Origin of the sequence: Runella sp. SP2 (genome assembly GCF_003711225.1) — a bacterium.
Classification (GTDB): domain Bacteria; phylum Bacteroidota; class Bacteroidia; order Cytophagales; family Spirosomataceae; genus Runella.
This window is the reverse complement of sequence record NZ_CP031030.1, coordinates 3395292-3420861: the sequence shown is the minus strand read 5'-3', so window position 1 is coordinate 3420861 and position 25570 is coordinate 3395292. Positions and strand designations below refer to the sequence as shown.

The following is a 25570-nucleotide window of genomic DNA, read 5'->3' as shown; positions in this document are numbered from 1 at the left end:
CAATCAAAATATTAACACAGAAATGAAATGTAAACTAATTGTTTTTTTATCAGTACTACTTTCAACTACTGTATTAGCTCAGGTAGGCAAACCTTTCATCCATGACCCTTCAACGATTGTAGAATGTGACGGAAAATTCTACACCTTTGGAACAGGTGGCGGAGGGTTAATATCAGAAGATGGCTGGACGTGGTTTGGAGGTGGTGTCAGGCCAGGTGGGGGCGCTGCTCCCGATGCTATCAAAATTGGTAATCGTTATCTGGTGGTTTATGGGGCAACTGGTGGTAGTCCTTCGCACAAAGGTATTATCTATACAATGTGGAATAAGACACTTGATCCAAAATCGCCCGACTTTAAGTATTCTGAACCCGTAATAGTGGCTACCTCTGATGGTTACGAAGAAAACGATGCCATAGACCCTGGTATCATGTTAGACCCTACCACAGGTCGCCTCTGGTTAGCTTACGGTACCTACTATGGATTCACTCGCATTATTGAGCTGGATCCAAAAACAGGAAAACTCAAAGATGGAAATAAACCTGTAGATGTAGCCATAGTTTGTGAGGCTGCTGATTTGATATATCGCGATGGTTGGTATTATTTGCTTGCTACCCACGGGAGCTGTTGCGATGGTGCAAACTCAACGTATAATGTAGTAGTGGGTCGTTCTAAAAAAGTAACTGGGCCTTACGTTGATAATGTAGGTAGAAGCATGATGGAAGGTGGTGGTAAAATGGTGGTGGCTACGCGTGGGCGACTCATAGGCCCCGGGCATTTTGGACGAATAATTCTTGAAAAAGGTGTTGAAAAAATGTCAATTCATTATGAGGCAGATTTAGATCAGGGTGGTCGCAGTGTATTGGGTATCCTTCCCATTGTCTGGAAAGATGGCTGGCCGATAGCGGGTGAAAAATTTAAAGAGGGAACTTATGAAATAGAATCGGTCAGAAGAGGATATGGTTTAGAACTCGCCGTAGATTTTAGCAGGATGGCTGTTGCCCCGCGAGGCTTCAGCCAAGCCAATACCGAGCCTATTAAACCAGTGCCTGCTCAGGAATTAGCTGATGTGATTAAAAATTGGCCAACAGGTAACATTAATGTACGCATAGGTGATTACATGCATCGCCCTCACCAAAAATGGACCATTACCGATGCGCCTGACTCTACTGGTTATTTAGGCGGTCCTTATTACAAAATTGTATTAGCAGGTACTGAACGAGCATTATCCGCAACCGCAGATGCTCAGGTAATAACTGTCCCCGTTTTTACAGGTAGTCCAGAACAATTATGGCGAATAGACCAGCTAACGGATGGTACCTATCGAATCATGCCCAAGGTCGTGCCAAATTCGGGCAAAAAACTGGCATTGGTATCATCAGGAGATAGCACACCGATGCTTGCCGAATTTGACTTTGAAAGTGATAATTCTAAATGGAATTTCAGGGTGCATTAATTGTGCTCTGTAGAGCTGATAAGCAAATGTATAACCGTTTTTTCAATAAATGTTTCACTCAAAAACCCCCAATTAATCCAATGAAAACCTTATTCTTTTCCCTGATTTTATCAATCGCCAGCCTTGTAGCCATGGCGCAAAATCCTATTGACGGCAACTGGAAAGGCAGCCGCGAAACGCCTAACGGTACGTTTGAGGTCAATTATACTTTCAAAGTAGAAGGCGACAAATTGACTGGCACGTGGAAAACGCAATTTGGCGAAGCCACAATCGAAGAAGGCAAAGTAGAAGGCAAAAAAATCTCTTATTCCATCTCTTTCAACGACCGTAAAATGAGCTACACAGGCGAGTTGGTTTCGGAAAAAGAGCTGGTTGTAAAAAGTGAGCGCGGTGAGATGAAGCTCGCCAAGCAGTAGTTATTTATTCATTAACCCAATAATCAAATGTTTTCAAAAAAAAGTGTGAAGGCTGTAAGTACGGCCATTCTGATGGCGGGAGCGACCACTGGTTTTACCCAATCCATTCCGTCGTTGAAAGATACCTTTAAAAACGATTTTGGCATCGGGACGGCCTTGAACAATGGCCAGATTGAGGAGCGTGACCCTGCGATGACCCAATTGATTGTGAGCCAGTTTAACATGGCAACGCCCGAAAATGTGATGAAATCGGCGTTAATCCATCCAAAATGGGATACCTACGATTTTGTCGTGCCTGATAAACTGGTTGCTTTTGGTAAAAAACACAACATCAAAATCAATGGTCACACCCTGATTTGGCACAGTCAGTTGCCATCGTATATTCGTGGTATTCACAGCAAAGACTCCATTCAGACGTTTTTCAACGACCACATCAAAACCGTGGCAGGTCGCTACAAAGACAATATCTTTTCGTGGGACGTGGTGAACGAAGCCTTGAACGAAGACGGAACTTTGCGCAAAACTGTTTTCCTAGATTATCTGGGTGAAGGCTACATCGCCGAAGCTTTCCGCCTCACGCAGCAGGCCGCGCCGAATGTGGAACTGTACTACAACGATTACAACAACGAGCAACCTGCCAAACGCGCGGGCTGCATCGAGCTTATCAAAAAAGTACAAGCGTCGGGCGCGCGCATCGACGGCGTGGGGATTCAGGGTCACTGGCACGTGGGTAAAGTACCGTTCAAGGACATTGAAGAAAGTATTTTGCAATACGCCGCGCTGGGCTTGAAGGTGATGTTCACTGAGCTAGACATTGAAGTGCTTCCCCGCAACTTTCAGGGAGCCGATGTCAACCAGCGCATGGCCAGCAATCCCAGCCTAAATCCTTACACGGCAGGCTTGCCCGACGAGGTACAGAAGCAGTTGGCGGCGGATTATGAAGCCTTATTCAAATTGTTTTTGAAGCATAAAGACAAAGTTACCCGCGTGACATTGTGGGGTGTTAACGACGCGAACAGTTGGCTCAACGGCTGGCCCGTGCGTGGTCGTACCAACTACCCGTTGCTTTTTGACCGTAATAACCAGCCAAAACCAGCGTTTTACTCGGTTGTAGCGTTGAAAAAGTAGGTAAAAGTTTTACAATAGGTGGTTTCGGATGCGTATCTAAATCCTAAACCATCTATTGTAATAAGACATATTTAGGGTTGTTTTTATTTGCAATAAGATTGCTTTTGGGTAGATTTAGGTATATTTGATTCTTTTCTCAAATGAGGTGGGATGAAAATGAAAAACTACATAAAGCTATTTTTCTTCTTTGTAATTGCGTTTTATGGCTTTCCTAAGCAGGGTATTTCTCAAGAAATTGTTTTGTCGGAAGACCAAAAGATTCCGAAAAACATTACTTCTTCCATTGAAATTTTAAAGGATTCGACGGGCAAACTGACGTTGGAACAAGTGGCAGCGATGAACTTCAAAAAGTCGCCCAAAGACCACATTATTTTTCCCTATTCTGATGATATATTCTGGGTGCGATTTTCCCTAAAAAATACCAATGCTACCAATAAAGACTGGATTTTGGTATGGACAAACCCTTTGGTGGAGCAGTTGGATATTTACATTTCGGATACGACGGGACAAAAATTTTCGCACAAACAACAGAAGATTTTGACGGTTGAGAAAGAGAAAAAACTCATCGATCAAGACCCGACCTTTGTCGTTGACCTTAGCCCCAACCAACGCAAAAACATTTACGTCAAAGTAACCAGCAAACGCGGCCACTATATGACTTTGCGGCTGCATTCAGAAAAAACATACTATAAATCAAAACTAGAGGGATATGCTGGCCAAAGTTTCTTCAACGGTTTGGTTATTTTTCGTTTGTTTTTGGTACTTACGCTTAGTTTGTTCATCATCAGCAATTTTGCATTTAGGCTATATTCGCTGCATACCGTCATCAAGACGTTTGCTTTTTGGGGGTATCTCAATATCGCTGGCCCGTGGTTTACGGACGACCCCGACGTTGCTAAAAAAATTGATTTTTTGTTCTACAACTCCGTGACTCTAGGCGGTGGAATCTTTGTGTATTTTACCCAAATCAAGGGGAAATTCTCGAAAATTCACACCTTCATCGCCATGAGCATTATTGGACTGACCATCTTCGAGAGTATCATTGTTTTTGTTGATTATCAGTGGTATTGGCTCAAGTTGGGGGTGTATAGCATCATCATTTCGGCGACCTATTTTTCTTGTTTGTACCTCTATTCCATCGTCAAAAAAATATCTATTGAAAAATACTACGCCATTCCTTTTATTTTGGGGATGATCAGCTACGCCCTGCTGTACATTCGACTGTTGGGCTGGATTGAATACGAACCCGTGTATTCGATTGCGTATTTGTTGTTTTTGGGGGAAATTTTCGTTTTTGTCATTTTCCTCGGGGGGATTTTTCGTTCTGCGGAGCAAAAACTTCATTTCAGCATTGAGCAAAACAGCCGTTTGAAAGAACTAGATAACCTCAAAACCAGCTTCTTCGCCAATATTTCCCACGAATTTCGGACGCCCCTGACGCTGATTTTGTCGCCTCTAAAAGACCTGCGGCGAGAGTTTCCAGAACGGGATATTTTTCGACTAATGCAGCAAAACGCCGAACGATTGTTGACGCTTATCAATCAATTATTGGATTTGAGCAAACTGGAGGCGGGAAAAATGGACATGCAGTTGCAAAGAGCCGACTTAGCTCAGTTTCTAAACTATTTGTTTGCTTCCTTTGAATCGCTCGCCCAAAACAAGAAAATTCTTTTTCAGTACGAGCAAAGTCAGTTGAGTTATATAGCTGATTTTGATCAAGATAAGGTTGAAAAAGTTGTGACGAACCTCCTCTCGAACGCGTTTAAGTTTACGCCCCCAAGTGGACGAGTACAGGTACGGGTCGATTACCAAAAAACGCAGCTTGTACTGAAAGTACAAGACTTTGGTATTGGGATTGACTCACAGCGTTTGCCACGCATATTTGACCGTTTTTACCAAGCCGATAGCGGCAATAACCGTACGTATGAAGGAACGGGCATTGGGCTGGCTTTGGTGAAGGAGTTGGTGCAAGTGATGAAAGGGAGCATCCATGTAGAAAGTAAAGTAGGTGAAGGCTCTGTTTTTACGGTGATGTTGCCGATGTTGGAAGAGAGTGCGGCAGCCAACAATCAGGTGATTGTACCCATAAATATGCCAAAGGAACAAACACTTTTGGAAGAAGAGTTACTTATGGAAACGCCCACCAATGATGGCAAAGAGGTGCTGTTGATTGTGGAAGATAACCCCGAACTGCGGGCCTACATACGGGAGATTTTTGCCCCCCATTACTATTTATTAGAAGCAAGTGACGGACAAGAAGGGTTGGAAAAAGCCATTGAAGAATTGCCCGACGTTGTTATTTGTGATTTGATGATGCCTCGGCTCGACGGTTTTGGGTTGTGCAAAGCCATAAAACAAAATGAACTCACGAATCATATTCCGATTGTGATGCTGACGGCCAAAGCTACCCTGGCCGACCGTTTGGAAGGCTTGGAACTTGGTGCTGACGATTATTTGTCGAAGCCTTTTGATCGGGAAGAGTTGCAGGTGAGGGTTCGGAATTTGATAAAACAACGCCAGGTTTTACTTCAAAAATATACGAAAGACAGGGCATCTGAATTGGCGCAGCAAAGCCAAATGGAGGAAGAAATAGCGCTTAAAAATCGCATCAGTGATGAGCAATTTATGCAACGCTGCCACGAAGTACTCATGCAACATTTGGGAGAAAGTGGCTTTGACGTGGAGCGTTTTGCGGAGATAATGAACGTTTCGTCGGTGCAGCTTCGCCGCAAGTTGAAAGCCAGTACGGGGCAGGGAGTGATTGAATATTTGCGGAATTTTAGACTTGAAAGAGCCGCCGAAATGCTCGCCAATCAGACCGCAACCGTGTCGGAAGTTGCCTACAAAGTGGGCTTTGAAAGCCTGTCGTATTTCTCAAAAGTATTTTTTGAAAAATATGGAAAAAGTCCTTCCGAGTGGCTATAAACGGCATTTTGTTCAAAATGAGTTAAAGAAAGTCAAAAATGAGTTAATAAAAATTGAAATCCCCTCTGAGGGGATTTTTTTTTTGTTCAAAATGAGTTAAAGAAAGTTCATTTTGAGATAACACTTGTGTCTCCCAAATCCTGAATTTTGGGTATCACTTTAACTCATTTCAATCATGAAAAAACTACTCGCATTATTATGCGCTACAGCGATGATGCTCGGATGCACCAAAGAAGAAAACGTAGCACCCACCTACACGGGGGCGTCGCAAAATATCGGAAACGGTAAGGCGTATTCTTGGATTAAATTCACGACCGACAACAAGCCATCTTCTTTGGGCTTCACCATGACCAAAGGTGCGCTTGATAACCTACCGCACGGAGGAATCGCACTGGTGTTGAGCTTGCCCAATGAAGCGGTGGGGCAAGTGCCTTTTGACCACATCATGCTCGACTACCTACACACGGGACACGAGCCGCCAGGCACCTACGACGTAGCCCACTTTGACATGCACTTTTACATTCAGCCGTTGGCGGAGCGGAAGGCGATACCAGCCTATCCAGTGGCTCCTGCTAAATTTGACAACCTCCCTGCGGCAGGCTATATTCCTACCAACTATATCCGCCTCCCTGCGGGTGTTCCTGAAATGGGGGTTCATTGGGCCGACCCTGCGTCTCCAGAATTATCAGGAAAGGGTAAGTTTACCGAAACGCTTATTTATGGTTCGTACGACGGCAAGATGACGTTTATGGAACCCATGGTAAGTCACGAGTTTTTGAGCAGCAAGCCGAACTTGACCAAATCAATGCCACTACCGACCAAGTTTGCAAAGGCGGGCTACTATCCGATGAAATACAGCATCAAGCAAGTGGGCGACGACATCGTGGTGAGCCTCGACGACCTAATGATGATGCAATAACCAATCGTTTTTTCAATACCCTACTCATAATCTTTCATGGTAGAAAGGGAAGGAGGTTTCTGGGAGCATTTGACGAAATGTTTCTACCTCCTTTTTCTACTACCGATTCATGTTAAACTCATTTAAAAATTTTCTACCCATGAAAAACTTATTTACACTTACATTTTGGGTTAGTATCATAGCCAGTTTGAGTTCATTAGCCCAAAACCCCGATATTAATGTCAAATACTTTTCTACTAATGTTCCCAATAATGCTAGTGCAAGTACTACTTATGGAACGTCTTTTGGCTTAATTCCTTTGAATAATGTTACGTCCACTACCGAGTTGACGATCGAAAACAGGGGGACTGGTACACTTACCATTTCATCGATTAACATCACTGGAACAGCGGCGAGTGATTTTACAGTGACCAATTCACCAAGTACAACGCTTGCCCCTAATGCTACCACTACCCTGCGAATTACTTTTAATCCTTCCGTTGCTGATAGAAGAAATGCAACAGTTACGATCACCAGCAATGACCCGGACGAAAGCCCATTTAGGATTAATCTTTTTGGGACTGGAATAGAGCCCGAGATTGATGTTGTAGGAAACGGGTATTCAATTGCTAATGGTAGCTCAACGCCTATTACCAATAATCATACCCATTTTGGGGCAGAATTTGTAACTGGAGGCTCGATAGTTCGGATTTTTACCATTGACAACAATGACCTTGCGCCCCTTAATCTTACAGGTACGCCAACAAAAGTAGCGATTACAGGTACCCATGCGTCCGATTTTACGTTGACTGCGGCGCCGTCGTCACCCATAGCACGTTTTGAATCCACAACGTTTCAAATAACATTTAATCCTTCGGGAAACGGGGTACGAACTGCACTCCTGACCATTGCCAATGATGATGAAGACGAAAATCCTTATACGTTTGCGATTGAAGGAGTAGGCACGGCCCCATCTCCATCGGCTGACTATACGATTTCTACCGCTAATAATACCATTACTATTGCCGATGTCAATGGCAATGGAGAAACCATGGAGGTAAGCGAGAGCAGTTCAAATGTGAGGTTTTTTGTCTCAGGGCGAACATACAGCATTGACGGTGGCCCCGTTACGCCATTTACAACGCCTGCTAATATATCCCTTTCTAATAAAACGGGTATTGTCGTAAATACCGCTGCGGGCAATGACATCATCAATGTCGGTGCTTTTACAACACCATTGCCCAGTCTGACGATTAATGCGGGTGTTGGCGATGACATTGTTAATATGAATGGTAACATCACTTTTGCGGCAAATGCAAACCTGGATTTAGATCTACAAAATGATGACGGTTCCCCTGGTAGGGATGTGGTGAACATTGCCGCAAATGCTAATGTGACCTTAACTGGAACGGGTAATGCTACCATAAAAGTAAGCCAGAATGTTTTTGTAAACGCAGGTGGAGGGCTAACGACTGCCAACGGTAATCTCCTTGTAGAAGCCAACCAGCAAGGTACACCTACCAGCGGAAATTTTGCAGGAGTACGACTGAATGGCCTAAATGCGATGTTTCGGGTGACTGGCAGCGGTTTACTCACAGTAAAAGGGAAAGGGGGCAATACAGGGAATGATACCGAAGGCATTTATTTGATGAGCGGTGGGAAAATTTTAGGTGGAACCAACACCGTAACTTTAGAAGGTATTGGAGGTCCTACCAGTGGGTTCGGAAGTTACGGGGTACTTTCAGGTACATCAAGTGAAATGAGTTCGACTGGTGGAAACATTGTTATAAATGGCACTGGCGACGGTACTGGAGTCAACAGTTTTGGGCGTGGTTTAGGGTATAACGGGGTATATGCTGGCGGTACAATTTCAGCAGGCGGTCAAGGCAATATTACAATAACAGGGCGAGGAAGCTTAAATTATACGGAGGAAGGGTCAGTTGGGATTGATATGAGAGCTTTGGTAACTACTGCTGGAGGAAATATAACTTTTAACGGATACGGAGGAGGGTCGGGTAACTCTCGTGCTTGTATTGGAGTTATAGTAGTTAATTCAGTTGCACCTGGGGGGATGGGTACGTTAACGATTTATGGCGAAGGTGGTATTGGCACGGGGACATCTAACTTTGGAGTTTACGTAGCTCATTTAATTACGAGCAATGGAGGTAACATAAGTATTACAGGAAAAGAAGGGGGGAGTAGCACCTCTTTTGGGGTTTTAGTTGGAAATACAGACTTAAGCGGATTAAATGGTGAAATCAATACAGTCACAAACGGTGGGGATATAACGGTGATTGCTAATAGCGTTGCTTCAACGACGGATGATCAAGCGTTAATAAGGTGTCATCCGTCTAACAAAGTTACTTTTTTGCCGTTAACCAATGGAGTAGGAGTTAATTTTGTTGCTACCAATGACGTGGTTGGAGGGCCAATAACCATCTCTGATTTTGAATTTGACAATATCATAGGAGGGGCTATTCATTTTGGCGATGCCAACACGGGCACTATCAATGTGAATGAAGCTATTACCCACGCTGCTGGTAATGTTTATTTCACTACTAGTCAAGCTCTAAACCTGAATCAGTCATTTGGAGCAGGTACAGGTAATATTGCTATTAATGCAGCTGGGGGGATTAATCCTAAGTCCACAACCGTGGACTTGAGCGGTAATACCATTTCGTTTACTTCTGGCAATAACCTTAATATCGCCATCGGCGGCACAACGGTCAATACAGAATATGACCAGTTGAATATACAGGGAGCGATTGATTTAAGAGGGTTGAACTTAGTACTTTCGGGTAGTTACGTTCCCGTTGCTGGAAATACTTTTACCATTGTCAACAACGACGGTACCGATGCTATCGTAGGTACGTTCAGTGGTCTAGCACAGGGAGCAATGATTCCTAATTTCCGAGGAAGCAGCCTCAATGCGACGATTAGTTACACGGGAGGAACTGACAATAATGACGTAGTGATTACGGTGGAAGCGCCTGCTGCGCCTAATATCAATATTAAAGGCAATGGATTAACTATTGATAATGGCGATACCTCACCTAGAACCGAAGATGGTACTGATTTTGGTAACGTTGACATTTATTCAACAGATCCAGTCGTACGTACGTTTACAATTGAGAATACGGGAACTGTTGATTTGGTCATTCCAGCAAATGGCATTACGAAATCGGGCGCGGGTGATTTTGGTATCGGAACGGTACTTTTACCCCTTACCATCGCTCCTGGCAGTTCTGCTACTTTTCCCGTAATTATAGATGCCAGTGGCAATGGACGGAGAACTGCGACAATCAGTATTCAGAGCAATGATCCTGACGCATCTCCTTATACCTTTGACGTGACGGCCGTGGGGGTTTCGCCAGAAATTAATGTAACTGGACTTGGACAAGACATTCTTTCAGGGGATACAACTCCTTCTACGCTAGATGATACCGATTTTGGTTCGGTCGATGTAAATTCGGGAGTTGTGAGTCATACTTTCACCATCCAAAACACGGGTGGCACGGGAGGCGATTTGTATATTAATACTGGCGCCATTACGATATTTGGAACCCATGCCAACGATTTTTCTATCAGTGGCATCACCTTACCTGCTACCGTAAGCCCAGGACAATCAGTGACCTTTGTGGTTAATTTTAACCCAGCTGCAATAGGGACAAGAACCGCCACCATCCGCATTGCTAACAATGATTTAGGTGAAAGCCAATATCGTTTTGATGTACAAGGGACAGGGATTACGGCGGATTACACCATCAGTACGACGGGCAATAACCTTGTCATCACCGACGTAACAGGCACAGGTGAAACACTGGAAATCAGCCAAAATAGTAGCAATATCCGTTTCGATGTAACAGGAAAGACGTTTAGTTTGAATAACGGTCTTGCCACCAACTTCCCTGCGGATGTACCTTTGAGTAATTTAGCAAGCATCACGGTCAACACCGCCAATGGCAACGACATCATCTACGTCGGGGCATTTACAACCCAATTACCTTCATTGACTATCAACGGCGGCACGGGCGATGACGAAGTGGCTTTTGAGGGTAGTATAAACTTCGCCAGCAATGCCAGTCTTGATTTGGATATGCAAAATGATGATGCCAACCCAGGTATTGACCGAGTTTCTTTTAATTCAGGAAATGTTATTCTTTCAGGGACAGGAACTGCTACTCTGAAAGTAAGTAGAGATGTTTTTGTTGTCGCAGGTGCATCCGTACAAACATCTGATGGTAATTTAACTATCGAATCAAACCAACAGACTACACCCACCGCAGCTAGTTTTTCAGGAGTGAATGTAACAGGAACCATACTTGTAAACGGTACAGGAAATCTTTTGCTAAAGGGGAAAGGAGGTAATCTCACTAATTCGAGCCAAAGCGGAGTTGTGGTTTCCACAGGGGGCTTAATTCAGGGAGGAGCAACAGGAACAACCACCATTATTGGTACAGGTGGTGCTTCAAGTGGTTCTTTCAACCGTGGAGTAGTTGTCACAAGAGCTAACAGTAAAATTACATCATCAGGAGGTAATGTGAGTGTTACGGGTCAGGGTGGTGGTAGAGCTACTGCAGCAGAGAATGACGGAATTCTTGTATTTGATGGAAGTCAAATCTCAGCAGGAGGCACAGGAACAGTTACGGTTATTGGTACTGGCGGGCAGAATAGCACAGGTGATAGTAACTTTGGTGTTTCTGTTAGAGGTACAAATGCTCAAATTTTTTCCAATAATGGTCATGTATCAGTTACTGGAAACGGTGGGGGACAAACAAGTGGCTCAAGTACTTCAAATGATGGTATTGTCTTAGCAACCACTACTAAAATTATGGCAGGTGGCAGTGGCAATTTATCTATAACAGGAACAGGAGGCTCCACATCGGGAGGTGGCAACGATGGCGTGGTATTGTCGGGTGAATTGAGTACCACTGGTGGAAATATTACCATCTTAGCCAATGGTAATGCCACACCTGGAAGTACAGGCGGAACTCACACAGGTATGACTATTGCTACGGGTGGTTTAGTAAATGCAGGTGGTACAGGAACAATATCCCTTACTGGGAATGGTGGGTCATCTGCTGGCTCAAATAATTGGGGTATATACATGACAGGAGGTGCGGTTTCCACATCAAATGGAAATATCCACCTTATCGCAAACGGAAAAGGTACGGAAGGAAATAATAAAGGATTAGATATTATTTCTGGTACTATTACAGCAGGCGGACAAGGAAACTTATTAATAGAAGGTCAGGGTTCTTTGACCGCTATTAATTCTGGAAATATGGGTGTGGAGATAAGTGGAACTAATTCGACTGTTGCTACTAACAACGGTAATATTACCATTACGGGATTAGGAGGTGGTTCAGATGAACAAGGCGTTAATATTGGAATATATGTACATAATAGTGGTAAAGTTAATGCAGGCGGTTCGGGTAATGTAATTTTAAACGGTTCGGGGGGGGCTTCAAATGGTGAAAGCAATGTGGGAGTGAATGTAGGTAACAACGGAGTTATAAATACCCAGGGAGGAAATATTACCATTACAGGTATTGAGGGTAATGGTACATTTAATTACGGTATAAACCTGCAACCAGGTGCAACCATCAGCACTGCCAGCAATGGTGGAAATATCCGATTCAACACCAATAGTTTCTATGCAGGTGAAGATGAAGTTAGCAATAAAACAATTTCCACTACTGCCAGCGGTACTATTACCATCCAACCTCGTACCAGCAACACTGCCATCAATTTGGGTGAAATTACAGACCCAACTACCGCAGGAAGCAGTCTGAATCTTAATGATTTTGAGTTAGACTACATGACTACGGGTACGCTCATCATCGGCGATGTCATGAGTGGTAATATCACTGTTTCGCAACCCATCACCAGACCAGCCAGTACCAACGTCCAACTCATCAGTGGCGGCGATGTCATCATCAGTGGAGGAAGTATGAATACCAACGGCGGTACGCTCTTACTCGATCCAGGTACTTCACCCAAAGCCGTGAAACCTACCTTCAATGGTACGGATGTCATTGCGAGTACGCTGTCGTTTAACAGTGATTTAGAAATCACCATCAACGGCACTACCCTTGGCAATGGCACGGGCAGTACCTACTCTCAACTCAATGTGGAAGGCGCAATCAATTTGACGGGGGTAGATTTACTTTTGGCAGGTACGTATATGCCCATAGGTGGTGAAATTTTTACTATTGTCAACAACGACGGTACAGATGCCATCACGGGTACTTTCAACGGCTTAGCCGAAGGGGCTACTATGCCTAATTTCCGAGGAAGTAATCTCAGTGCGACCATTAGTTACACGGGAGGGACGGGAAATAACGACGTAGTGATTACAGTAGGGCAAGTATGTCCCACGGTATCCAACGCGGGGCCTGACCAAACTCCAGCCTGCGGTACAACGCAGGTGACGTTAGCGGGTAATACACCGACGGTCGGAACGGGTGTTTGGAGCGTGGTAAGTGGCACGGGCGGAACGTTTGGAAATGCCAATAGTGCTACCTCAACTTTCACGGGTGTTGCGGGCAATAGTTATGTATTGCGCTGGACAATTAGCAATGGCCAGTGCAGTGCCTCAACGGATGATGTGGATGTGACGTTTACGCAGACTCCCACGGTATCCAACGCGGGTCCTGACCAAACTCCAGCCTGCGGTACAACGCAGGTGACGTTAGCGGGTAATGCACCGACGGTCGGGACGGGTGTTTGGAGCGTGGTAAGTGGCACGGGCGGAACGTTTGGAAATGCCAATAGTGCTACCTCAACTTTCACGGGTGTTGCGGGCAATAGTTATGTATTGCGCTGGACGATAAGCAATGGCCAATGCAGTGCCTCAACGGACGATGTGGATGTGACGTTCACGCAGACTCCCACGGTATCCAACGCCGGTCCTGACCAAACTCCAGCCTGCGGTACAACGCAGGTGACGTTAGCGGGTAATGCACCGACGGTCGGGACGGGTGTTTGGAGCGTGGTAAGTGGCACGGGCGGAACGTTTGGAAATGCCAATAGTGCTACCTCAACTTTCACGGGTGTTGCGGGCAATAGTTATGTATTGCGCTGGACAATTAGCAATGGCCAGTGCAGTGCCTCAACGGACGATGTGAATGTGACGTTTACGCAGACTCCCACGGTATCCAACGCGGGTCCTGACCAAACTCCAGCCTGCGGTACAACGCAGGTGACTTTGGCAGCTAATGCACCAACGGTCGGGACGGGTGTTTGGAGCGTGGTAAGTGGTACGGGCGGAACGTTTGGAAATGCCAATAGTGCTACCTCAACTTTCACGGGTGTTGCGGGCAATAGTTATGTGTTGCGCTGGACAATTAGCAATGGACAATGCACTGCCTCAACGGACGATGTGGATGTGACGTTCACGCAAAACCTCGCTCCACCAACAATTGGCACAATTACTCAGCCGACTTGTACTTTGCCAACAGGTAGTGTGGTGTTAAATGGTTTACCATCGAGTGGGACATGGACGCTGACACGTAACCCTGGTGCTGTCACTAGCACAGGCACAGGCGCAACGACGACAGTATCAGGATTGTCCTCAGGAACCTACACCTTCACCGTAACCAATGCCGCAGGCTGTACTTCTGGGGTAAGTGGGGATGTGGATATTATTGCGCCACCTAGCAATGTAAGCATCACAACGGCAGCAAGCTCACCTATTTGTGCAGGAGCGACTTCCTTCACAATCCCTTACACGGCTACGACAGGCAACCCGACAAGCTATTCGATTACGGGAACAGGTATAACTTCAGTAGCTAATGGTTTGCTCACATCAACGCCAATTGTGGTTAATTTGAGTGGCCCAGCAACGGGTAGTTCGATTACTTACACCCTGACGGTGAGCAACGCGGGGGGCTGTGTATCGCCAAATGTTACAGGAAGTGTAGCAGTGGTAGGCCCGCCAACGATTTCGTTGACTACGCTTCAACAAACGCTAAACGAAGGCAATTCTCAAGTTTTGTGCGACACGGATGCGAATCCAGTTAACGGTTTACAGTTTGGGGTTTCGAGTTCGTGTGTTTCGGGGTCACCCGTTTGGCGAGTTCAAGTTGGTAGTGGTGCATGGAGCGATTGGTCGGCGACAGCCCCAGTTTCCCAGCCGTCCAATAACCAACCCCACCGCTATCAAGCGGCTTGTGATGCCAATTGCGCTTCGACCTATTCGGGCGTGATAGAATTGACGATTAATAACCGCGCATCCGTTCCGCAAAATGTTTCTTTATTAGTGGATGGTGTAACGGTTGCCGTAGGTGAAACCAAAGAAGTCTGTAGCTTAGTGACTACTACGCTCACATTTAATGCGAACTGTGCTGCTGGCGAAGTGATTCTTTACTCAGTTGACGGTGGCGAGTACAGTGCAGGAGTTCCCGTAGGTTTGGTGGACAATCAATTCCACAACTACCGCGTACGCTGTCGCAAATCAGACGGAACGCCTTCTTGTGTGGAATCTGAATCAGGGGTAATGCGCTTAAAATTGGTAACGATTCCAACAGCTCCGACGGTATCACTTTCATCAACAGCGAGTTGTGATGCGACAGCCAGTTTCAGCGGTCAGTCAACCTGCGGAAGCTTGCGGACGATTTGGTACAATGCCACCACGAATGTGGCTTTGCCAAGCCTTCCCGCCACCGTTCCCAGCCAAACGACTTCATACTATGCTCGTTGCCAGACGGAAAATGGTTGCGTGAGTGAGAAAAGTAATGTCGTAACGTTTACGTTAACGCCAACGCAAGTTGCGCCCGTGATTACGGCTTCGCAAGAGATCGTTTGCACAGGTACAACGGTCACGGTTTCGGCCAATTGCCCCGCAGGAAGCCAAACGTTCTGGAACACGGGCGTCACTGCGCCAAGTTTTGAAGTGGCATTTAGCAACGTAACCAAGCAAACGTACTGGGCGAAATGTGTTTTTGAGGGTGGTTGCCAAAGTGCTGAAAGCATGAAGAAGGATGTATATTGGAATGCTTTTGTGGTGACGTTGATAAACATCGGCGAATCAAAATCGGCAGTGAAGCCTGCGAATGATAAGTCGTTGTGGACAAGCCAGTTCATCACCCGTGACGGTGGCCCCGAATTGGAGCAGAGTACGCAAGTGAACCCGACGCTCTATTATGTTGAAAATGCGAATAAACTAGCACCTCGCTACTGGACAGTGAACGTGGAAGCTTGCGGATTAAGCACCGATGGTTCGCTTACCTTCGATATGTTGGCGACGCCAGAAATGGGCGTGATACGTTCATTTAACACGCACGAAAACAATGCACCATACTTCATGTACGCCAACCGCGAGGGCTGGACGGAGCTTTATGCCCAAAACCACCCTGCCTACGGTTTTTACCAAGACAACGGTGTGGGCGGTAACGTATATGACACAGGGTTACCCAAAGGTTTGTACAAATTGAGCATTCGTTATTGGGACCAAAAGGGCTGGGGCAGTATTTATCCTTCAACCCGCAAGCCCCAAGGCAACGTGCTGGCTTACCAAGAATATTGGTTCCGCATTCAATCGCGAGATGGGGTAGGTGTGGGTGCAGCAAGAACAGCGGAGAGCGAAGTGGTAAATGGCAAAGAGCAAGGGTCGGATAACGGAAAACAGCTAACTGATAACGGCGTCTTTGCCACCGTTCTCCCTAACCCTGTCACCAACATCCTTCGCTTGAAAGTGCAAGATAGCAAAGGGCAAACAGTGCAAGCTGCGTTAACTGATGCTTCGGGTCGGGAAGTTTTACGTCGCCAATTTGTGCCAGAGACGAACACCCACCAGGAGGAGTTTGGGGTGAGGGAATTGCCTACTGGCATGTATTTCTTGAAGGTGACGACGGCTGACCAACAAGCAACGCTAAAAGTGGTGAAGGTAGAATAGCTTTTGCCTAAACAAGCCATGATAAGGGAATCCAATTAAGTTTGGATTCCCTTTTTTGTAAATAAAAAGCACCTAAAAAGAATATGGTATATCTTTGTAGGTCTATGCAAGGATATAAAAATGAAACTCAAAACCCTAATTAACGTTAGCTTGCTTTTTTTACTGGGTATTTTGTCGGTAAATGCGCAATATGAGCGCTTTTTACACAAAGACTACCGAGGAAGAGCTAAAGAGTGGGGTAATTTTTGGGCCGAAAAAACCGTCAATGTCCAATACGATTCGGCGTTATTTTTTAAAGAACTTTTGGGAATTCGCCAAACAGCGATAGCCCACAAAGACGAAGGCTTAGAAATGGATACGTACATGGGAGAGTTGAGTTTTTTTCTGTATCGAACAAAGTATTCTGACCAATTAGCGCTCAGCGTTCTAAACCGTACGTTGAAGATTGCCCAACAAAAACGTTTATTGCAAGAAGCTTCGGTCGAAAAACATTTTGGGGTGATGTATTTTCATCGGATAAAAAATTACGAATTGGCTTTTGAACATTTTTTGCGCATGTACGAACTGGTCAAAAACGTAAGCAAACGCACCTTTCCAGATAAAACCAACTGCCTCAAAGAGTTAGCCTCTGCCTATTACTATTTTGACGATTATCCTAAAACCATTGAGTTGGCCAAAGCTTCCATCCAAAGTGAGTTAGAGGCGGGAGAAACGGCGCATTTGTGCCGAAATTATGACTTGTTGGGGGTTTGCTTTAGAAAACAAAACTTATTAGATTCTTCGGATTACTATTTTAAAATGTCATTGCAAGTTTCTATTAGTCAGCGAGATACGTCATGGTTGGGAGTTAGTTACGGTGAACTCGGTTTGAATGCTTTTGCCAGAAAAAACTATGAACAAGCCGAGGCGCTTCTTCGTCGGTCACTTTCGATGGTTAAATTAAAAGAAGAATGGCAAATGGTGGTAAAGGTACAGACAGCACTGGGGGCGATTGCGCTCTTAAAAGGCAAAGACAAGGAAGCCCAACGACTGTTGTTGGAAGCTAAAAAATATGCCAGTAGTCAGCGAGAATTTGAGCTTTATAATGTAGTTTATCCGTGGTTACTGAAATTATACGTCCAAACGGGTCAGCCGCAATTGGCCATGATGTATTCTGATTCGGCAGACTGGGTGAAGGATAGTTTGCAACGACAATTTAGTGCCCGTAAGATTTTGCGAGCCGTGCAAGCCAATCAGCTACGCCAGCATCGTGCGGAAATGACTAGCATTGAAACCCAACGTGCTTTAAAAGAAAAAGAGCGAAATGGCGTATTGTTGCTGCTGTTGGTTGGCTTTGGATTGGCGGTTTACGTTTATCAAAACCAGCGGAAAAAACACTTACAAAATCAATTGATTTCGGTGCAGCAACTGCAAATAAAAGAAAAAGAGCTTGAAATGGCCAAGCAGCAACTGCAACATTTTACGCAGCGCGTTTTGGAAAAAAATGAATTCATTGAGCAACTACAAGGAGCGACCATTTTGACCGACGAGCAATGGGAGGATTTTCGTGCGCTTTTTGAGAAAGTCCACGGGGGGTATTTGCGTCGGGTGAAGGAGAAATTTCCTACGCTTACGCCCGCCGAGATTCGTTTTATTGCTTTGGCAAAATTGCAATTGTCCACCAAAGAAATGGCTACCATGTTGGGAGTCTCCCCCGTGAGTGTGCGCTCTATTTGGTCGCGTTTACGTAAAAAAGTACAGCTTCCCGAAGAAGAAAGCCTAGAAAAATGGCTGGAAATGATGGGTGAATAGACCCGTTTTTATTGCTTCGTAATGTCTCCTCAGAAGACGACTTCTTTTGCTTTTTTCCTAAGTAAGAGTGTTTTTGGTTTGTAATGAGTTGATGATAAGCGAGTTGTAAATTGCAACGTTTTTGCAACGCTTAAAATTTGGCGTTTAGGGGGCGCATTGGGTAGCTTTAACTATGTCAATGCCGAAACTATATCGCCAACCCAAGTTTGTGCTACTACTGCTGGTACTTCTTTTTGGAGTGTTGGTGGCGGGGTGTTGGTATGGTTACCAAAAACAATTGAAAAACTTTGAAAAACAACTCTACGACCTCCAACACAAGATGCAAACCCAACGCTTTATGAACTCAAAATTACTTCTCTTTACCCTGCTTCTTTGTATTTGTTCTTTTGGGCTTTTGGCCCAAGTGACGCCGCAGGGCAGCCTGAGCGGCAACGCCATCTGCCCCGGCGCACAGGCTACCCTTACTTTTACCGCCACGGCGGGGACGGGACCATTTACGGTACGTTATACCGACGGCAATGCCATCCGCACCCAAACGGGGGTGACGAGTGGCACTCCTTTTAACGCTATAAGCAAAACCACCACCACCAAAACCTATACCTTGCTGAAAGTAACGGGGGCAGATGGGGGGACGCGCAGCAGCGGTTTTACCGATGCCACGGGAACGGTTACAGTTAGTCCCCGCCCCGATTTGAAAGGCCTGACTTTATCCCCTATCGCTCCCGTGTGTGCGGGCTCAAATGCGAGTTTATCGCTTAGTGGATTTGAGCAAACCCGTAGTTTTCAACCCAAACCACCCATCAGCACCTTGACCAATGGTGCCCTTTCAGTGTATTCGGCAGACTTGGACGGCGACGGGGACATGGACGTGTTATCGGCTTCTGTCACCGATGACAAGATCGCGTGGTACAAAAACGACGGCAGCGGAGGATTCGGGCCGCAAATCATTATCAGTACTTCGGCAGACTTTCCCACTTCCATACATGCGGCAGATTTGGACGGAGATGGAGACTTAGACGTACTGTCGGCTTCTATCTATGACGATAAGATCGCTTGGTACCAAAACAACGGCAGCAGCGGATTTGGTCCGCAAAACGTGATCAGTAACTCAGCAAACGATGCCAATTCAGTGTATGCAGCTGATTTGGATGGCGACGGGGACATGGATGTGTTATCAGCTTCCATCAATGACAGCAAAATCGCGTGGTATGAAAATAACGGCAGCGGAGCATTCGGTCCGCAAACAGTAATCAGTACTGCGGGTTCAAGAGCTCAGTCGGTATATGCCGCAGATTTGGATGGTGACGGCGATATGGATGTGCTGTCGGCTTCTTCTAATGACGATAAAATCGCGTGGTACCAAAACAACGGCAGCGGTGGGTTTGGGCCGCAGAACACAATCAGTACCGAAACCGACGGGGCTGCCTTTGTGACTGCGGCAGATTTGGACGGCGACGGCGATATGGATGTGCTCTCAGCCTCTCAAAATGACAACAAGGTGGCGTGGTATGAAAATAACGGCAGCGGCGGATTCGGAGCACAGAACATCATCAGTACCTCAGCAGGTGGAACCGCATCGGTTCATGCGGCAGATTTGGACGGTGATGGGGATTTGGACGTGCTCTCGGCGTCCGGGCTAGACAACAAGGTTGCGTGGTATGAAAACAACGGCAGCGGCGGATTCGGTTCGCAAACTGTGATCAGCAATACGACGGGCTTTGCCTACTCGGTGTATGCGGCAGACTTGGATGGCGACGGCGACATGGATGTGCCAGTGGCGGCCTATCATGGCGACCGAATCGTATGGTTCGAAAACCGTACACCCTTAGGCAGCAACAATGCCACGGTGACCTACACCATCGGTGGTGGCATTCCCCAAACAGTGACCGTTCCCGTGAGTGCGGGCAGTGCCTCCCTTACCTTGACGGCCCCTAAAGCGGGGCTGCTGACCTTACTCAAAATAAGTAACGGCGGCCCTTGCGCCACGAGTACGGGTAAAACCACCCAACTCCGCCACCTGCCACGCCCCGATCTGAAAGACCTGACGTTGGGAACTATCGCTCCCGTGTGTGCGGGCTCAAATGCGACCCTGCCCCTCAGCGGTTTTGTCCAAACTCAGAGTTTTCAATCTAAACCATCTATCAGCACTGTTGCCAACGCGGCTATTTCGGTGTATGCGGCAGACTTGGACGGCGACGGAGACATGGACGTTCTGTCGGCTTCTTTGGGTGATGACAAGATTGCGTGGTATAAAAACGACGGCAGTGGTGGGTTCGGAGCACAGCAGGTAATCAGTACCTCGGCCAATGGAGCTGCTTCGGTATATGCGGCAGACTTGGACGGGGACGGAGATTTGGATGTGTTATCGGCTTCTTCCAATGATGACAAAATTGCGTGGTATAAAAACGACGGCAGTGGTGGGTTCGGAGCACAGCAGGTAATCAGTACCTCGGCCAATGGAGCTGTTTCGGTGTATGCGGCAGACTTGGACGGCGACGGAGACATGGACGTTCTGTCGGCTTCTTTGGATGATGACAAGATTGCGTGGTATAAAAACGACAGCAGTGGTGGGTTCGGAGCACAGCAGGTAATCAGTACCGTCAATGGGGCTGCTAAGGTGTATGCGGCAGACTTGGACGGGGACGGAGATTTGGATGTGCTGTCAGCCTCTGTAGTTGATGACAAAATCGCGTGGTATAAAAACGACGGCAGTGGTGGGTTCGGAGCACAGCAGGTAATCAGTACCGTCAATAGGGCTGTTTCGGTGTATGCGGCAGACTTGGACGGGGACGGAGACATGGACGTTCTGTCGGCTTCTTTGGATGATGACAAGATTGCGTGGTATCAAAACAACGGCAGCGGTACTTTCACGGCTCAGCCCTCTATCACTACCTCCGCTGACGTGGCTGAATCGGTGTATGCGGCGGACTTGGACGGGGATGGGGATATAGACGTGCTGTCGGCTTCTTCCAATGATGATAAAATTGCGTGGTATAAAAACGACGGCGGCGGCACTTTTACGACTCAGACCTCCATCAGCACCTCGGCGAGTAGTGCCCGATCGGTATATGCGGCGGACTTAGATGGGGACGGGGACATGGACGTTTTGTCGGCGTCAGTCAATGATAACAAGATTGCTTGGTACGAAAACCGCACGCCTTTGAGCGGCAATGCCCAAGTCATCTATACCATCAACGGCGGCAGTACCCAAACGGCTCCCATCACCGTCAGCAGTGGCAGTGCCTCAGCCGTCATAGCCTCACCCGTCAGCGGTACTTTGCAACTCTCCAAGATTACGGCATCTAGCGGCTGTGAAACTGCCGTTTCCTCGTCTACGTCCCTGTCGATTGACCCCGTCAGCGTGGGAGGGGTGGTCAGTGCCCCGCAAACCATTTGTACCAATACCTCTCCCGTCGATTTGACCTTGAGCGGGCAGGTGGGCAATGTAGTTCGATGGGAAAAATCTGTTAACCATTCTTTCAGTAGTCCCACCCCTATTTCCTCTACATCAGTCACTCTAACGAGCGCGATTATCGGCAACCTCACTGCCGATACTTATTTCAGGGCCGTGGTCAAAAGCGGGGTGTGCTCGGAGGCTACTTCAAGTTCTGTATTGATTACGGTGAATTTATTACCGACGGCTTCGATTTCGGGGACAACGACGGTGTGTAGAAACACTCCATCGCCTACCATTACTTTCACGGGAGCAAATGCAACAGCACCCTACACGTTTACCTACAAAATCAACGATGGAGCGCCGCAAACGGTGACAACCACGAGTGGCAACAGTGTGACAGTGGCAGCGCCGACGGGGACGGCGGGCACGTTTGTGTATAGTTTAATAAGTGTCTTAGAAAGTTCAACGACGGCTTGTAGCCAAACGCAAACGGGTAGCGCAACGGTGACGGTGAATCCTCTGCCCACGGCTACGATTTCGGGCACGACGACGGTTTGTAGAAACAGTCCATCGCCTAGCATAACCTTTACGGGGTCGAACGCAACGGCACCCTATACGTTTACCTACAAAATCAACGACGGCCCAGCCCAAACGGTGACAACCACTAGTGGCAACAGCGCGACAGTGGCAGCGCCGACGGGAACAGCGGGGACGTTTGTGTACAGTTTGATAAGTGTCTCGGAAAGTTCCACGACAAGTTGTAGTCAAGAACAAAGCGGTAGCGCAACGGTAACGGTAAACCCTTTGCCTACGGCTACAATTTCGGGCACGACGACGGTGTGTAGAAACAGTCCATCGCCTAGCATCACCTTTACGGGGTCGAACGCAACGGCACCCTATACGTTTACCTACAAAATCAACGACGGAGCACCCCAAACGGTGACAACCACGAGTGGCAACAGTGTGACAGTGGCAGCGCCGACGGGAACGGCGGGGACGTTTGAGTATAGTTTAATAAGTGTCTTAGAAAGTTCAACGACGGCGTGTAGCCAAACGCAAACGGGCAGCGCAATGGTGACGGTGAATCCTCTGCCCACGGCTACGATTTCGGGAACAACGACGGTGTGTAGAAACAGTCCATCACCCAACATCACCTTTACGGGGTCGAATGCGACTGCACCCTACACGTTCACCTACAAAATCAACGATGGAGCACCCCAAACGGTGACAACTACGGGTGGCAATAGCGTGACAGTGGCAGTGCCGACGGTGACGGCGGGGACGTTTGTTTACAGTTTGGTAAGTGTCTCGGAAAGTTCCACGACAAGTTGTAGTCAAGAACAAAGCGGTAGCGCAACGGTAAAGGTAAACCCTTTGCCTACGGCTACAATTTCGGGCACGACGACGGTGTGTAGAAACAGTGCTTCACCTATGATAACGTTCACGGGAGCAAATGCAGCGGCACCCTACACGTTTACCTACAAAATCAACGACGGAGCACCCCAAACGGTGACAACTACGGGTGGCAACAGCGTGACGGTAGCAGCGCCGACGGGGACGGCGGGGACGTTTGTGTACAGTTTGATAAGTGTCTCCGAAAGTTCCACGACAAGTTGTAGTCAAGAACAAAGCGGTAGCGTGGAAGTCAGAGTACAAGGCAAACCCACAATTACATTGACAACCTTACAACAAACGTTAAACGAAGGCAACAGCCAAACTTTCTGCGACACGGATGCGAATCCTGTTAATGGTTTACAGTTTAATGTTTCGGGTTCGTGTGTGGTGGGAAATCCCGTTTGGCGGGTACAAGTTGGAAGTGGCGCATGGAGCGACTGGTCACCTAATGCCCCAGTATCCCAATCGTCCAATAACCAACCCTACCGCTACCAAGCGGCCTGTGATGCGAGTTGTCCCGTGACGTACACGAATCCGATTGAATTGACGATTAACTACCGCGCATCCACGCCACAAAATGTGTCGCTAGTTGTTGACGGGGTGACTGTAAATGTGGGGGAAACCAAAGAAGTATGTAATATTGAAGGCAATGGGATAACTTTTAATGCGACCTGTGGTGCGGGAGAAATCCTGCTTTATTCGGTGGATGGAGCCGAGTACAGCAGCACGCTTCCAGTACAGTTGGTGGATGGTCAGTACCACAATTACCGCGTACGTTGCCGCAAGTCGGACGGAACAGTTTCCTGTGTAGAGACCGAATCGGGGGTGATGCGTTTGCGAATCGTGAGCAGTTCGTTGGTGGCCCCCGTGGCGAGTTTGAACGTGACGAGCGGTTGCGGCAGTCCCGTGGCGTTTAGTGGGATAACAAATTGCGGAGCTTTGACAACGATTTGGTACAATGCCGTTACGAACGTGGCTTTACCAAGCTTGCCGAACCAAACACCGACGGAAACGACATCGTACTACGCTCGTTGCCAAGCGGGCGGTGGTTGTTTAAGTGAAAAGAGCAATGTAGTGACTTACACCGTAATACCTGTTGGGGTAGCTCCTGCAATTACGGTGAGTCAAGACATAGTTTGCACAGGCACAACCGTCACAATCTCAGCCAATTGCCCCGCAGGCAGTCAAACGTTTTGGAACACGGGTGTAACTACTTCAAGTTTTGAAGTGTCGTTCAGCAACGTGACGAAGCAGAGTTACTGGGCGAAGTGTGTTTTTTCGGGTGGTTGCCAAAGTGCGGAAAGTGTTCGCAAAGATGTTTACTGGAACGCGTTCGTAGTGACGTTGATAAACATTGGCGAGAGCAAATCAGCGATAAAAACCAACGACCGTTCGGCATGGACAAGCCAATTCATCACGCGTGACGGCGGCCCTGAATTGGAACAAAGCACGCAGGTAAATCCGACCTTGTATTTTGCAGAAAACGTCAACAAAACAGCACCTCGTTACTGGACAGTCAACGTAGAGGCGTGTGGATTAAGCAATGACGGCTCGTTGACATTCGATATGTTGGCGACGCCTGAGACTGGCGTGATTCGTTCATTCAACACGCACGAAAACAACGCGCCGTATTTCATGTATGCCAACCGCGACGGATGGACGGAGCTGTACGGACAAAACCACCCTGCTTACGGCTTTTATCAAGACAACGGTGTGGGTAGTAACGTATATGATGCAGGGTTACCCAAAGGTTTGTACAAATTAGGCATTCGTTATTGGGATCAAAAGGGGTGGGGCAGCATTTATCCCTCGACCCGCAAGCCTCAAGGCAACGTTTTGGCTTACCAAGAATATTGGTTCAGAATCCAGTCACGAAATGGAGTAGGCGTAGGAGCGGCGAGATCAGCGGAGCAAGTGGCAAGTGGGCAAATGGCAAGAGGCGAAGGGCAAGAGTCAAATGGCAAAGAGCAAGGGTCGGATAACGGAAAACAGATAACTGATAACGGCACCTTCGCCACCGTTCTGCCCAACCCCGTCAGCAACATCCTCCGCTTGAAAGTGCAAAATAGCAAAGGGCAAGTGGTGCAAACGTCGTTGACGGATGCTTCGGGTCGGGAAGTGTTGCGTCGTCAGTTTGTACCAGAGACCAACACGCATCAAGAGGAGTTTGGGGTGAGTGAGTTACCGACGGCAATTTACTTCTTGAAGGTGACGACAGAAACACAACAAGCAACTTTGAAAGTGGTGAAAGCACCGTAGTAAGGGGCAA

The 25570-nt window shown here is 47.1% G+C and carries 8 protein-coding genes; all 8 read left to right on the top strand.

Going from position 1 to position 25570, the window contains the following annotated elements:
• Window positions 1-22: 22 nt before the first annotated feature.
• The 8 genes from DTQ70_RS14115 to DTQ70_RS14080 all read left to right on the top strand — a co-directional run bounded on the left by DTQ70_RS14115 (window position 23) and on the right by DTQ70_RS14080 (window position 25560).
• Entirely contained in the window at window positions 23-1453 is a 1431-nt protein-coding gene (locus tag DTQ70_RS14115) for a family 43 glycosylhydrolase (RefSeq protein WP_122931403.1), read from the top strand.
• A gap of 80 nt (window positions 1454-1533) precedes the next feature.
• On the top strand, window positions 1534-1869 hold the full coding sequence (locus DTQ70_RS14110; protein ID WP_122934404.1) for a hypothetical protein: 336 nt from the start codon (window positions 1534-1536) through the stop codon (window positions 1867-1869).
• Between the two features lie 27 nt (window positions 1870-1896).
• Window positions 1897-2997, top strand: a complete 1101-nt coding sequence (locus DTQ70_RS14105) for an endo-1,4-beta-xylanase (RefSeq protein WP_122931402.1) — start codon at window positions 1897-1899, stop codon at window positions 2995-2997.
• A gap of 156 nt (window positions 2998-3153) precedes the next feature.
• Window positions 3154-5922 carry an ATP-binding protein gene (locus DTQ70_RS14100; protein ID WP_164490031.1) on the top strand — a complete coding sequence of 923 codons (2769 nt, stop codon included), beginning with the start codon at window positions 3154-3156 and terminating at the stop codon, window positions 5920-5922.
• 175 nt (window positions 5923-6097) lie between these two features.
• Window positions 6098-6841 (top strand): DUF5602 domain-containing protein, encoded by a 744-nt coding sequence (locus DTQ70_RS14095; protein WP_122931400.1) that lies wholly within the window; start codon window positions 6098-6100, stop codon window positions 6839-6841.
• A 139-nt stretch (window positions 6842-6980) separates the two neighbouring features.
• Window positions 6981-16718, top strand: coding sequence for a choice-of-anchor D domain-containing protein (locus tag DTQ70_RS14090; RefSeq protein WP_164490030.1), 9738 nt, complete (start codon window positions 6981-6983; stop codon window positions 16716-16718).
• 120 nt (window positions 16719-16838) lie between these two features.
• Window positions 16839-18509, top strand: a complete 1671-nt coding sequence (locus DTQ70_RS14085) for a hypothetical protein (protein WP_122931398.1) — start codon at window positions 16839-16841, stop codon at window positions 18507-18509.
• 178 nt (window positions 18510-18687) lie between these two features.
• Window positions 18688-25560 carry a T9SS type A sorting domain-containing protein gene (locus DTQ70_RS14080; RefSeq protein ID WP_164490029.1) on the top strand — a complete coding sequence of 2291 codons (6873 nt, stop codon included), beginning with the start codon at window positions 18688-18690 and terminating at the stop codon, window positions 25558-25560.
• Window positions 25561-25570 lie beyond the last annotated feature (10 nt).

Coding starts and splice junctions, on each gene's coding strand:
- DTQ70_RS14115 (WP_122931403.1), top strand. CDS start 23: ATGAAATGTAAACTAATTGTTTTTTTATCAGTACTACTTTCAACTACT.
- DTQ70_RS14110 (WP_122934404.1), top strand. CDS start 1,534: ATGAAAACCTTATTCTTTTCCCTGATTTTATCAATCGCCAGCCTTGTA.
- DTQ70_RS14105 (WP_122931402.1), top strand. CDS start 1,897: ATGTTTTCAAAAAAAAGTGTGAAGGCTGTAAGTACGGCCATTCTGATG.
- DTQ70_RS14100 (WP_164490031.1), top strand. CDS start 3,154: ATGAAAAACTACATAAAGCTATTTTTCTTCTTTGTAATTGCGTTTTAT.
- DTQ70_RS14095 (WP_122931400.1), top strand. CDS start 6,098: ATGAAAAAACTACTCGCATTATTATGCGCTACAGCGATGATGCTCGGA.
- DTQ70_RS14090 (WP_164490030.1), top strand. CDS start 6,981: ATGAAAAACTTATTTACACTTACATTTTGGGTTAGTATCATAGCCAGT.
- DTQ70_RS14085 (WP_122931398.1), top strand. CDS start 16,839: ATGAAACTCAAAACCCTAATTAACGTTAGCTTGCTTTTTTTACTGGGT.
- DTQ70_RS14080 (WP_164490029.1), top strand. CDS start 18,688: ATGCCGAAACTATATCGCCAACCCAAGTTTGTGCTACTACTGCTGGTA.